Source organism: Mycobacterium sp. C31M (assembly GCF_053345865.1).
Genome location: NZ_JBKFAX010000003.1, coordinates 113,684 through 126,583 on the forward strand (window position 1 = coordinate 113,684; position 12,900 = coordinate 126,583).

General features: G+C 68.7%; 12 protein-coding genes. 7 read left to right on the top strand and 5 right to left on the bottom strand.

All coding sequences use genetic code 11. The features are described from left to right. Positions 1-25 precede the first annotated feature (25 nt). Both ACLBYA_RS05455 and ACLBYA_RS05460 read left to right on the top strand, forming a co-directional pair. The gene (locus tag ACLBYA_RS05455) at positions 26-1,132 is read left to right on the top strand and encodes a CoA transferase (protein WP_447708339.1); all 1,107 of its coding nucleotides are present in this window, start codon (positions 26-28) and stop codon (positions 1,130-1,132) included. Next, positions 1,126-2,427, top strand: coding sequence for an amidohydrolase family protein (locus ACLBYA_RS05460; RefSeq protein ID WP_447708340.1), 1,302 nt, complete (start codon positions 1,126-1,128; stop codon positions 2,425-2,427). Before ACLBYA_RS05455 ends, ACLBYA_RS05460 begins: the two co-directional genes overlap by 7 nt. Here the strand turns inward: ACLBYA_RS05460 and ACLBYA_RS05465 are convergent, their stop codons facing one another. Continuing rightward, positions 2,428-2,568 (bottom strand): hypothetical protein, encoded by a 141-nt coding sequence (locus ACLBYA_RS05465; RefSeq protein WP_447708341.1) that lies wholly within the window; start codon positions 2,566-2,568, stop codon positions 2,428-2,430. A 344-nt stretch (positions 2,569-2,912) separates the two neighbouring features. Here ACLBYA_RS05465 and ACLBYA_RS05470 point away from each other — a divergent pair, with 344 nt between their 5' ends. Next, positions 2,913-3,299, top strand: coding sequence for a heme-binding protein (locus ACLBYA_RS05470; protein ID WP_447708342.1), 387 nt, complete (start codon positions 2,913-2,915; stop codon positions 3,297-3,299). Here ACLBYA_RS05470 and ACLBYA_RS05475 read toward each other — a convergent pair. Then, a complete protein-coding gene (locus ACLBYA_RS05475) occupies positions 3,275-4,195 on the bottom strand; it encodes an alpha/beta hydrolase (RefSeq protein WP_447708343.1) in 921 nt (306 codons plus the stop codon). The genes ACLBYA_RS05470 and ACLBYA_RS05475 overlap by 25 nt on opposite strands. A gap of 14 nt (positions 4,196-4,209) precedes the next feature. After that, entirely contained in the window at positions 4,210-4,713 is a 504-nt protein-coding gene (locus ACLBYA_RS05480; protein WP_447708344.1) for an HD family phosphohydrolase, read from the bottom strand. Between the two features lie 107 nt (positions 4,714-4,820). Here ACLBYA_RS05480 and ACLBYA_RS05485 point away from each other — a divergent pair, with 107 nt between their 5' ends. Then, on the top strand, positions 4,821-5,879 hold the full coding sequence (locus ACLBYA_RS05485; protein WP_447708345.1) for an ABC transporter ATP-binding protein: 1,059 nt from the start codon (positions 4,821-4,823) through the stop codon (positions 5,877-5,879). On the opposite strand, the gene ACLBYA_RS05490 is transcribed toward ACLBYA_RS05485, so the two are convergent. Further along, the gene (locus ACLBYA_RS05490; protein WP_447708346.1) at positions 5,880-8,048 is read right to left on the bottom strand and encodes an acyl-CoA dehydrogenase; all 2,169 of its coding nucleotides are present in this window, start codon (positions 8,046-8,048) and stop codon (positions 5,880-5,882) included. Between the two features lie 125 nt (positions 8,049-8,173). On the opposite strand from ACLBYA_RS05490, the gene ACLBYA_RS05495 reads away from it, so the two are divergent. The 3 genes from ACLBYA_RS05495 to ACLBYA_RS05505 all read left to right on the top strand — a co-directional run bounded on the left by ACLBYA_RS05495 (position 8,174) and on the right by ACLBYA_RS05505 (position 11,679). Further along, positions 8,174-9,412: an alpha/beta hydrolase fold domain-containing protein gene (locus tag ACLBYA_RS05495; protein WP_447708347.1), complete on the top strand. Its 1,239-nt coding sequence runs from the start codon at positions 8,174-8,176 to the stop codon at positions 9,410-9,412. A gap of 88 nt (positions 9,413-9,500) precedes the next feature. After that, complete coding sequence (locus tag ACLBYA_RS05500) at positions 9,501-10,844, top strand: WS/DGAT/MGAT family O-acyltransferase (protein ID WP_447708656.1); 1,344 nt, start codon at positions 9,501-9,503, stop codon at positions 10,842-10,844. A gap of 52 nt (positions 10,845-10,896) precedes the next feature. Beyond that, a complete protein-coding gene (locus tag ACLBYA_RS05505; RefSeq protein ID WP_447708348.1) occupies positions 10,897-11,679 on the top strand; it encodes a hypothetical protein in 783 nt (260 codons plus the stop codon). Positions 11,680-11,688: 9 nt separating this feature from the next. On the opposite strand, the gene ACLBYA_RS05510 is transcribed toward ACLBYA_RS05505, so the two are convergent. Beyond that, a complete protein-coding gene (locus tag ACLBYA_RS05510) occupies positions 11,689-12,891 on the bottom strand; it encodes an alpha/beta hydrolase (RefSeq protein ID WP_447708349.1) in 1,203 nt (400 codons plus the stop codon). Between the last annotated feature and the right edge of the window lie 9 nt (positions 12,892-12,900).

A 12,900-nucleotide genomic window follows, 5' to 3' on the forward strand; every position in this document is an offset into this window, starting at 1 on the left:
GCGAACCACCCGGCACAATGAACCCGTGAGCCCCGTGCAGATCCCGGCGGCGCTGTGCGCGCAGGCCCAACGGGTGGCCGACGATTTTTCCGCCGCCACCGGAGTGCCGGTGGACGCCGCGACGGTGCTGACGGGCCGGGCCGCCTTGCTCGGCCTGCAGTCCGGGGGCCGGGTCTCCGCCGGCGGCGCCACCCGACTGCTGCGTGCGGCCGACGGTTGGTGCGCGGTCACCTTGTCACGCACCGACGATATCGATGCCGTCCCGGCGCTCGTAGAAGTCGAGGATGTCGGAACCGATCCCTGGCGGGCCGTGCAGAGTTGGGCGGCGCGGCGACCTGCAGCGGCACTGACCGAGCGCGCGCAACTGCTGGGTATCCCGGCCGCCGCGCTGGCCGAGACCACGGCCGGCGCGCCGCGGGTCGTGCCGATGGGACCCGGCCGGGCACCGACGGACCGCCCCCTGGTCGTCGATCTGTCCTCGATGTGGGCCGGACCGCTGTGCGGGCAGCTGCTGCACCGGGCGGGTGCGGTGGTGGTCAAGGTGGAAAGTCCCGGCCGGCCCGACGGAACCCGCACCGGACCACCGGCCTTCTTCGGCTGGATGAACCACGGAAAGCTCTCGTATGCAGTCGATTTTGATGACCACGACGCGCTGCGAGGACTGCTGTCGGTGGCCGACGTGGTGATCGAGGGCTCGCGGCCCGATGCGCTGGAACGCCGGGGTCTGGGGCCCGGGGGTATCGCACCCCGGCCGGGGCGGGTCTGGCTGCGCATCACCGGATATGGGACCGCCGCCGCGCAGCGCACCCGGGTCGCCTTCGGCGACGATGCGGCAGTCGCGGGCGGTCTCGTCGAATATGACTCGGGGGGACCGGTTTTTGTCGGTGACGCGATCGCCGACCCGTTGACGGGCCTGCATGCCGCGGTAGCGGTTGCCGAGTCCCGCGCGCGGGGCGGAGGCGAGCTGGTCGAGATGTCGATGGCCGCCACCGCGGCCGGCTACATCGGATCGGTCGGTGGATTGCGACGCGAATCCGTCGCACCGGCGCTCGTGGCGCCGGCCGCCCCGCTCGGGGTCGACAACGCGACGGTCCACAGGTTGGTCGACGAAAGGCGATCCGTACCATGTTGATCCGACAGGCGGCGTTACTCGACGGGCGGACCGTCGATATCCGCACCGGCCCGACGATCACCGAGGTGGACTCAGGCCTGGCGCCGGAACCGGATGACCAGGTGATCGACGCCGCCGGTGGAGCAGTCATCCCCGGTCTGCACGACCACCATCTGCACGTGCATTCGGCTGCTGCGGCCGCGGATTCGGTACGGGTGGGCACCGGTGAGGTCAAGGGCCGCGAGGACCTGGCCCGCGTGCTGGCCGGTGCCGATGTGGGCACCGACGGCTGGATCCGCGCCGTCGGGTATCACGAGGTGGTGGCGGGACCGCTCGATCGCGCCACCCTGGACCGGTTGTCGCCGGCGGTGCCGGTGCGTATCCAGCACCGCAGCGGCGTGTTGTGGACGCTGAATTCGGCCGGGCTGGCGGCCGTCGGGTTGGCCGATCACCCCGACGGCCGGCTACGCAGCGCCGACCGGTCCTGGTCGGACGCCCTACAGCGGCGTGACACCGTGCTCGACGAGCTGAGCCGCCGGTTGAGCCGTTACGGGGTCACCGGAATCACCGATGCCACACCGGATCTCGATATCGTGGACATCGTCAAACTGGAGGAGGCACATCGGCACGGTGATCTGCGTCAGCGGGTGCACCACCTGGCACCGGGCAAGCGCATCCTGCACGACGACAGCCTGGACCTCGGTGAGCTCACCGACTGGATCCGTGGACGGCACACGGCCTCCATCACCGTCGCACTGCACTGCGTCACCGCGGCGCAACTGGTGGTGTCGATCGCCGCGCTGCAAACGGCAGGCTGCCACCCGGGCGATCGCATCGAGCATGCCGCCGTCGTGCCCGACGACTGCCTGGCCGATCTCGCGGAACTGGGGGTCACGGTGGTGACCCAGCCGAACTTCGTGGTCGAACGCGGCGAGCAGTACCGCGCCGACGTCCCCGCCGAGGAGCAGCACGAACTGTGGCGGCTGGCGTCACTGCTGGACGCCGGTATCCCGGTCGCCCTGTCGACCGACGCCCCGTTCGGCGACGCCGACCCCTGGGCGGTGATGCGCGCGGCGGTGCTCCGGCGCACCGCCGATGGCGAGGTACTGGGTGCGGTCGAGCGCATCGATGCGCGCACAGCCCTGGAATTGTTCTTCGGTACCGCCGCCGCACCGACCGTGCCGCGGACGGTGACTCCCGGTCAGCCCGGCGATCTGTGCCTACTCGACGTGACACCGGAGCGGATGCTGGCCGACCTCGACGCCCGGTCGGTCGTCACCACGGTGATCGCCGGTCAGATCGTCCATCAGCGCTGATCAGTCGGGCGGCTCGATCTCCGGGTCGGGTTCGGGGACGTCGGGGGTCGGGTCTCCGCGTTCGGCCCGCTCGGCGGCCTTGTCCTTGGCGTCCTGTGAGTCGTCGTCTTCGTCGACGTACACACCCTTGCCACGTGGCATGGCGATCCCTCCTTCCGTGCGGATCGGCTGACTACCCGGCAGCGCGGGCCCACAAACGGTCACCGGGTCGATCGACGGGAGGTTTCGATCACAATCCGGTCACAGTGCTCCGGCTGCAGATCACGATCAATTAAGTGTTTGCCCGTTGCTCTGAGAACGAGACCCCGAAATGGGATCAGGCTCACGCCCGCCAGTTGTAACACCGTTGGTATCGGGTTGTTGCGGCGTGATTGCCGGCACGGGGTACGTTGCCGACGCGCGTACCGTGGGTTTCGGGTCTGGGAAAGACATCAGGCGTGTCTAGGTCGAGGCACGCGAAAGTCCGAGTCTGAGGACACCACATCATGAAATCCACGAATACCTTTGCCCGCCGTTCCGCTGTCGGTGCCCTGCTGGGTGCCGCGACGGCAGCACTGGTGGCCGCACCGGCCGCCTCGGCGGCCCCCAACTGCAGCCCCGACGCGGTTGCCGGCACCGTCAGCTCGGTGACCGGTGCGGCCAGCGCCTACCTGAGCAGCCATCCGGGCGCCAACCAGGTGGTCCAGGCCGCCCGCACGCAGCCGCGCGCCGAGGCCGCGGCGAACATCCGCGCCTACTTCACCGCCAACTCACAGGAGTACTTCGAGCTGCGTGGCATTCTGGCGCCGATCGGGGAGACCCAGCGCGCCTGCAATGTCTCGGTGCTGTCACCCGAACTGGCATCCGCCTATTCGGAGTTCATGGCCGGATAACCGGTCAGCGTGCGGCTGAGCCAGGCACGTTGCGCATCGGAAAACGATTGTGAGACGGCTGTTTTCGGTGCGATCTGATCAAAACCGTGGAAGGCGCCCTCGACCACCTCGACATCACACGGCACCCCGGCCGCGCGGAGTCGTTCCGCGTAGGCGAGGTCCTCGTCGTGGAACAGGTCGAGGGTGCCGACCCCGATCCAGGCCGGCGGCAAGCCCTGCAGGTCGTCGCGCCGGGCCGGCACCGCGACCGCCGGATCGGCGGTGCCCAGATAGGCCGACCAACCGAACCGGTTGCTCTCATGCGTCCACAGCCGGTGTCCGGGATCGTCGAGATGCGTTCCGACAGAACGGTCGTCGAGCATCGGGTAGACCAACAGCTGGGCTGCAGGGGACACCTCGCCGCGGTCGCGGGCCAGCAGGGCGAGCGCCGCGGCCAAGCCGCCGCCGGCGCTCGCGCCGCCGATGGCCAGCCGGCCGGGGTCGACGGCGGGCAAGCCGGCCAGCCAGGTCAGCGCGGCGTAGCAGTCCTCGAGGCCGGCCGGGTACGGGTGCCGGGGAGCGAGTCGGTAGTCCACCGAGGCCACGGTGGCGCCGAGGGCCTCGGCGAACCGGCGGCACAACAGGTCGTCCTGGGCGGCGCTGCCGATGACATACCCGCCGCCGTGGATCCACAGCAGCGCCAGGCCGGGTGCGGCCGGTGTCGACCGGGGCCGGTAGAGCCTGACCCCCACCCCCGAGGTCAGGGTGAGCACCTCCACCCCGGCCGGGACACGACGGTCGGTCAGCACGTTCATCCGTTGCAGCAGGCCGATACTCGTGGGGGTGACGATCTTGCGGGGCAGATAGCGGGCGATGCGGGACAGGTCGCGATGAAAGGCGGCTGTGGTCGTCGTCACATCGACAGTATGGCTTACCGCCCAGCCACCCGGCGCGCAACCGCCAGCACATCGTCGACAGTGGCACCGCTGGCCTGCGGGTCCTTGGCGGCGTCGTCGTACCGGCGCAACCGCACCGCGTCCGGCCACCACGGGTGCGCGATCCACTCCGCATCGACACCCGCGCCGCCCTGATGCTGCAGTGACAGCGCCGATGTGCCGCTCAACTCATAGTCGGGCTCGGTGGCAGCCAGATACCGTTTGGCGGCCACATGCGCCCCGGCCAACCAGCCGACACGGGTTCCGTAACGCGGGGTGAGCCAGTCCCGGGCGAGCACGTCGTGGGCAGGTGTGTCCGGGAGCAGCGGGCTGTGTGCGATGTCGTGCAGGGCGGCCGCCGGCACCAACTCGTCGTCGGCGCCGTCCTCGATCGCCCGGGCCGCGCACTGCAGGGCGTGGTCGAGTTCGTCGACCGCCTCCTCGTCCCACACATCGCGCAGCGAGCCCAGGATGCGGGCCAGTTCGGTCTGCTCGGCCATGCCCGCAGTGTAGCGAAATTGGTCTATACCAACTGTTCATCGAGTGTTGGGCGCACCCACATGCCGCGGACGGGGTGGCGTCGGGCGCGCCCGTCAATCTCGTGCGGGTGAGCTTCGACCGGGTCGGGGTCGCCGATACGCTCGTCGACTTCGATCTCCAGGTGGCCGACGGTGAGACGGTCGCGCTCCTCGGACCTGCCGGGTGCGGCAGTTCGGTGGCGCTGCGGATCCTGGCCGGGCTGGTGCGTCCGACCGCGGGCACCGTCACGGTGTCCGGCCGGGCCCTCGACACGGTGGCGCCGGCCGACCGCGGCATCGCCCTGGTGCCCCGCTCCTACGGACTGTTCCCGCACCTGCGGGTCGGTGAGAACATCGCCTTCGGGTTGCGTCGCCGCCGGGTGTCCCGCCGCGACCGTGCCGCACGCGTCGGTGAGGTGCTGGCCCTGGTCGGTCTGAGTGGGCGGGAAAAGCAATGGCCACAGCAGCTTTCGACAGTGGACCAGCTGCGGGTGGCGCTGGCCCGGGCGTTGGCGATACGGCCAGCCGTGCTGCTGTTCGACGAACCGCTGATAGCCCTGGACGCCGCGGTACGTCAACCGATGCTCGTGGAACTGCAGCGGCTGCGGGCCCTGCTACCCGGTCTGGCGGTGCTCTACGGCACCGCCGACCACATCCAGGCGCTGGCTTTGGCCGACCGGATCGCGGTGATGGACGCGGCGAGGGTGCTGCAGGTCGGCGACGCCGAACGGTTGTGGCGCAGGCCCGGCAGCACCGCCACCGCGGCACTGCTCGGTGCGGCCAACTTGATTCCGTGCACCATTCGCCGGGTCATCGGATCCTCGGCGCTGGTGACCGTCGCGCACCGCACCGTGTGTGCGCAGACGACGCCCGGCGGCACCGAGTGGACCCCGGGCACCGGGGCCCTGCTGTGCATCCGTCCGCATGCGCTGCGGATCGTCTCACTCGGTGACCGAGATGCGCTGCGCGCCAACGTGAAATCCGCGGTCTGGTGTGGTGCGACGACCAGGGTGGAGTTGGCGCTGACCAGCGTGCGGGACCGACCGGTGACCATTGAGGTACCCGGGCATGCCGAGGTCGGCATCGGCTCCGAGGTGGGTGTGCGCATCCCGGAGCCCGCCGGCGTCGTGCTGCCGATTGCGAGTTGACTACTTGAGCAACGGATCTCGCGGCAAACCGAGTATCCGCTCGGCGATGGTGTTGCGGGTGATCTCGGAGGTGCCACCGGCGATCGTCATCGCCCGGTTGCCCAGGTAGGCCCGGGTCAGCTGGTCGTTCTGCCCGGTCACCGCGGACACCCCGGCCAGCGCCATACCGAGTTCGGTCAGCCGTTGGGACTGCTCGGCCAGCAGCAGTTTGGTGACATTGCCCTCCGGGCCCGGCTCGGCACCGGCGATGGCCCGGCTCACCCGGCGCAGATTGAGCATCGGCAGGGTCAGGGTCTCGGCGATCACCGCACCCGCGTCGTGCACGTGGCACACCGCGACTTCGGCGGGCACCCGGTCCAACAATTCGATCAGGTCGGTGGTGGTGAACCCGGTCGGTGCACCGGAACCACCGCCGATGGAGACCCGTTCGTTGCCCAGTGTCGCCCTGGCCACCAGCCAGCCCTTGTTCACCTCGCCGACAACATCGGCGTCGGGCACGAAGACGTCATCGAAGAAGACCTCGTTGAAATGCGCGTCACCGGTCAGCCCCTGAAGCGGGTTGACTTGTACACCGGGCGTTTTCATATCGATTGCCATCATGGTGACCCCGGCGTGTTTGGGCGCGTCCGGATCGGTGCGCACGGTGGCCAGACCCCACTGGCAATGCTGGGCCAGGCTGGTCCACACCTTCTGCCCGGTGACCCGCCAGCCACCGTCGACCTTCTTGGCCGAGGTCCTGACCGCGGCGGCATCGGAGCCGGCCCCGGGCTCGGAGAACAGCTGGCACCACATCACCTTGCCGCGCAGCACCGGTTCGACCCACCGTTCACGCTGATCGTCGGTCCCGGCCTGAGCAATGGTCAGCGTGACCCACCCGGTGATGCCCATGTCCGGTACCTCGACATCGCGGAACTCCTCCTCGATCACCAGTTGCTCCAGGACATCGGCCGCCCGGCCCCACGGCTTGGGCCAGTGCGCCACCATGTACCCGGAGTCGACCAGGAAATCCCGCTGCTGATCGGCGGGCAGCGACCGCACCGTGGCCGCGGCCTCGGCGGCCGCCGCGCGGTACTGCTCGGCCTCGGGCGGAACGCTGAACGACACACCCTGGGTGATGCCGGCGCGCTGGGCGTCGACTAGTTCGGCGAGCGGATCGTTGCCGTCGGCCAACAGCGCCGCCAGCGTGCGGGCCCGGCGCAGATACAGGTGGGCGTCGTGTTCCCAAGTGAAGCCGATACCGCCGTGCAGGTGAATATTGTTGTGGGCATTGAACACCTGGGCGCGGATCGCGTGAGCCGCGGCGACCGTGGCGGCCAGCGCGGCCTCGTCCAGATCGTCGGAACGCGCCGCAGCCCAGGTGGCGGCGGTGGTCTGCTCGGCGGCGACCAGCATGTTCGCGGCGTGGTGTTTGACCGCCTGGAAGGTGCCGATGGTGCGGCCGAACTGCTCACGCACCTTGGCGTACTCCACCGCCATCTCCAGCGCTGCCCAGCTGATGCCGACGGCCTCGGCGGCGGCCAGGATGCGGAACGCGGTGCGCGCCCGCCGTGTTGCGCCACGGAGCACCCGATCCGCGGGGATCTCGGCGCCGTGCATGGACACCGCGCCGATCGAACGGGTCGGGTCCAGTGCCTCCAGCGGTGCGACGGTGATGCCCTGGGCTCGGGCGTCGACGATCAACAGGTCGTCGCCGGCGGCGAGAACCAGGATGTCGGCGTCGGGTGCACCCAGGACGGCGGGCCAATCCGCGGTGGCGGTCAGGTCGGTCTCCACGTTCACCCGGATGTTGAGCCCCAGCGCGGCGACGGTGCTGCCGTCGGCCAGGCCCGGAAGAAGCTGGGAACGAACAGAATCGGGCGCACACCGGTCGATGACGACGGCGGCGGCCACGGTCGGCAGGAACGGTCCGGGGGTGAGTTCGCGACCGGTGATCTCGGCGACGACGGCGAGTTCGGCCAGACCGAAGCCCGCGCCGCCGAACTCCTCGGCGATCGCGAGTCCGTTCCACCCGAGTTCGGATCCGGCCGTCCAGATTTCCCGCGGATGGCTGCCCGGTTCGGTCAGCGCTGCGCGGGCTGCGGCGCGACTGCCCAGCCGCCGCAACTGGCCGATGGCCGAGGCGGCAAGATCGTTGTGTTCTTCGGTGATTGCCAGCGCTGACTTGGTCATGATGGATCGAAGTTACCTGGACCGCTGAGGCCCAGATAAGTGATACAGGTCACATTTGGAAGTCAGGTAGACAGATCCTCGGAAATGTCTGCTTAGGACCGGTGGTGCGCGGGTACGCTCGCGCCATGACGGCACAGGCCGATATGAAACAGAAGGCCGATATGAGCTCCGGACCATCCCTTGTGAGCCGCGCATGTTGGCTGATGAAGGCCAACCATGCCGACCGCATGCTGGCGCTGTCGGTGGCCTCGGCCTCGCTGCCGGTCATCGGCAAACAACTGGAACCGCTGGGCGGCCTTGCGGCCATGGGTGTATGGGGTTTTCGCCACATGCCCGACTTCGTCACCAACTCGGCGAAGTCCTGGTTCGCACCTGGAAACGGAGCGATTCGCAAGGCGCAGCGCGACCAGACCACCATTGTCGCCAAGGAAGGATTGCGCGGCGTGGTGCCGGCAGCCGAACTGGCCGGCGACTGGCCTGCCCCGCAGCAGTTACCTCCGCTGTGGAACACCTTCGAGTACCGGCGCAACGTGCACCGGTCCTCGGTGCGTTACGGCGACAGCCCGACCCAACTGCTCGATGTCTGGCGTCCCGCCGAGCTGCCCGCAGAACCGGCGCCGGTGCTGCTGTTCGTGCCGGGTGGGGCGTGGGTGCACGGCAGCCGCATGCTGCAGGGTTACGCGCTGTTGTCGCATCTGGCCGAGCAGGGCTGGGTATGCCTGTCGATCGACTACCGCGTCTCACCGCACCACCGCTGGCCGCAGCACATGCACGATGTGAAGGCGGCCATCGCGTGGGCGCGCGCCAACGTCGACAAATTTGGCGGCGATCGGGATTTCGTGGCGATCGCGGGCTGCTCGGCCGGTGGGCACCTGGCCGCCCTGGCCGGATTGACTCCGAACGATCCGGAGTTGCAGGGCGAGCTCGATACCGATGCCGATACCTCGGTGGACGCCGTGGTCGGCATCTACGGACGTTACGACTGGGAGGACCGGTCGACCGTCGAACGGGACCGTTTCGTGGACTTTCTGGAGCGCGTGGTCGTCGGACGCAAGATCGCCCGGCACCCGCAGATCTTCCGGAATGCCTCACCGGTCGCGCGGGTACATCGTGATGCCCCGCCGTTCCTGGTCGTGCACGGCTCGGCCGACACGGTCATCCCGGTCGAGCAGGCCAGGCACTTCGTGGATCGGCTGACGGCGGCCTCGGCGGATTCGGTCAGCTACGTCGAGTTCCCGGGTGCCGGACACGGCTTCGACATGACAGACGGGGCGCGCACCGGCACCATGGCCAAGGCCGTCGGACTGTTCTTGAATCAGATCCACCGAAACTCGACGGCACGCAAGGCCAAGGCGGTTATATAGACTCCTCCACCCAGGGGAGGATTTGGCCGTGAAGAGGCTCAGCGGTTGGGACGCGTTCCTGCTGTACACCGAAGCGCCCAACGTGCACATGCACACCTTGAAGATCGCGGTCATCGACCTGCACGGTCTCGGTGACCGAACCTTCGGGGTCGAGGACTTCCGGAAGGTGTTGCACAGCAGGCTGTACAAGCTGGAACCGTTCCGCTACCAGCTGATCGACATCCCGTTCAAGTTCCACCACCCGATGTGGCGGGAGAACTGCGATGTCGACCTGGATTACCACATCCGGCCGTGGCGGGTCGCCGCCCCCGGCGGCCGTCGTGAACTCGACGAGGCAATCGGTGAGATCGCCAGCACCCCGCTGGACCGCAGCCGGCCGTTATGGGAGATGTACTTCGTCGAGGGCCTGGCCGATGACCGGATAGCGGTCGTCGGCAAGATCCATCACGCGTTGGCCGACGGGGTCGCCTCGGCCAACCTACTGGCCCGCGGTATGGATCTGCAGGACGGCCCGCAGCGCGACCGTGACTCCTATGCCACCGACCCGGCGCCGTCGACCGGTGAGTTGGTGCGGTCGGCGTTCTGGGATCACATGCGCCATATCGCCAAGGTGCCCGGGTTGGTGAAGTACACCGCCGACGGAGTCGGGCGGGTGCGGCGCAGCAACCACAAGTTCGGCCCGGAACTGACCCGGCCGTTCACCCCGCCGCCGAGCTTCATGAACCACGTGCTGACCCCCGAGCGCCGGTTCGCCACCGCCAGCCTGGCGCTGGCGGACGTCAAGTCGACCGGAAAACAGTTGGGCGCCACCATCAATGACATGGTGCTGGCGATGTCTTCGGGTGCGTTGCGCAAGCTGCAGTTGCACTACGAGGGCAAGGCCGACCACCCGCTGCTGGCCTCGGTACCGATGAGCTTCGACTTCTCGCCGGACCGCATCTCCGGCAACCGGTTCACCGGGGTGCTGATGGCGCTACCGGTTGATATCGACGATCCGCTGGAGCGGGTGAGGAGCGCCAGCGCGGCGGCGTCACTGGCCAAGGAGAGCAACCAGCTGATCGGCCCGGAACTGGTGGCGCGCTGGGCGTCCTATATGCCGCCGGCCGGTGTCGAGGCGTTGTTCCGGCGGCTGTCGAATGTGGATGGGCAGAACAAGATCCTGAACCTGAACATCTCGAACGTGCCGGGCCCGCGCGAACTCGGCCGGGTGGGCGGGGCGACGGTGTCCGAGATCTACTCGGTGGGACCGCTGACCGCGGCCAGCGGTCTGAACATCACCGTGTGGAGCTATGTCGACCAACTCAACATCTCGGTGCTCTCGGACACCGCGACGGTGGAGGACCCGCACGAGGTGACCGACGCGATGGTGCAGGAACTCCGCGATATCCGGGCTGCGGCAGGGATTTCCGAGGAGCTGACGGTTCACGGGTGAGTTCCGGGCATGCGGACCCGCCGACCGGGTCGAAGTACGTCAGAATGACCACATGGAACGGCTGAGAGGGCTGGCGCGCGCGGTGACCGCCGTCGTCATCGCGCCCGCTGTACTGGTCGGGTGCTCGTACGGCCCCGCCCAGAACTCGTCGCCGCGCACGTCAGAAGACGTGGTCACGAGCACCGGGTCGGGGGCGGTGTCGATCCTGCCCGGGACGGCCCCGCTGGGGTCACCGCTGACCGCGAAGGGCGCCACCATCACCCCGCGCGCCGACAATATGGCGATGATGCGCGCCGGGGACGACCTCGAACTCGGCATCGAGGTGGCCTTCACCGGAGTGACGACCCCGATCGACGCGACGGGTGACAACGGCGGATTCCGCCTGCACGTCAGCGGTGGTGAACAGCTCGCGACATCACGGCCCGTGGAGATCAAGACCCTGCCGCTGGCCTCGAAGGTGCGCTCGGACGCCAACGGCTGGGTGTTCTTTCACCTCAAACCAGGCATGCTGCCGACCCAGTTGCAGTTGACGGCCGCACCCGAGGGCTTCGGGATGGAACCGGCCGCGATCGCGATCTGGACCATGCCGACCAAGCTGCCCGCGGCCTCGACACCGGCGCCACCCCCGCCGCCCCCGCCACCGCCGGGCGAGCAGGCCCCCGCGCCCGTCGAATCCGGTGGTGGCGACGCGCCGCCGGCACCGCGGGGTCCGCGGCTGCCACCGCCGCCGAGACTTCCGCCGCCGCCCCGGCTGCCGCCCCCGCCACAGCTCCCCCCGCCGCCGCAGCTTCCGCCGCCACCGGCCGAACTGTGCCGGCACACACCGATCTGCTAGGCGCAGCGGTCAGCCGCGCACCCAGTTCAGGAACCGCTCCACCGCAGCGGCAGTGTTGTGCCCGTGCGCTGAGCCGAAGAAGTCGAAGGCGTGCTGGGCATGCGGGATCTCGGCGTAGATCACCGGTGCCTTTGACACGGCCTTGAGCGCATCGACGAAATCGCGCCCCTCCTGCACCGGGATCACCGAATCGTCGGCCCCGTGCAGCACAAAGAACGGTGGGGCGTCGGCGTGCACCAAGGTGATGGGGGACGCGTCGAGGTAGACCTGCCGGTTCGTCGCAAACGGTAGCTTGACGATGAACTTCTGCAGCACCCGCACGAATTCGCCACGGCCCGAGCCTTTGTCGGTGAACCAGTCGTAGCGCCCGTAGATGGGCACGGCCGCGACGACCGAGGTGTCGGCATCCTCGAACCCGGGTTGCCACTTCGGGTCGTTCGGGGTCAGCGCCGCCAGCGCGGTCAGATGCCCACCGGCCGAACCGCCGGTGATGTAGATGGATTCGGGGTCCCCGCCGAAGTCGGCGATGTTCTCCTTGATCCAGGCGATCGCACGCTTCACATCGACGATGTGATCCGGCCAGGTGTGCTTGGGGCTGATCCGGTAACCGATCGACACACAGATCCAGCCGTGTTCGGCCAGCCTGCTCAGCATCGGGTAGGCCTGCGGGCGCCGCATCCCGATCATCCACGCACCGCCCGGAACCTGCAGCAGCACCGGCGCTTTCCCGTCCTTGGGCAGGTCCGGTCGCATCCAGATATCGGCCAGGTTGGGGCCGTGCGGTCCGTAGCGCTTGGTCTTGTGGACGTAGCGACGCCGTGTCCACGAGGTGCCGATCACGCCGCGTGGGCGGCGTTCGGGTTCCTTGGCTTCCTGATAATCGGCGCCCAGGGTCTCGCGCAGGGGGTCCTCGAAGTACTTCTTCGATTCGTCCTCGCGGCGCTGCAGCAGCACCAGCAGAACCCAGGTGATTGCCTTGAGCACCAACGAGAACCGGCCGTTGCGTGTGCGGTAGTGGCCGAGCACCGCGCGTCGGCCGACGTCGAGCACCGAACCGGTCAGCAACAGCGGCGCGTTCTCCGATGTCGGCCAGCCGAACGCAAACGTCGGCAGGGTCGGGTAACCCTTGCGGCCGAGTGGATGAACGGCGTTGGTGGCGTTGATCAATTCGGCGAGCGCGCCCAGCACAGGGCGAGGTTTCAGTAGACCCATACCGACTCG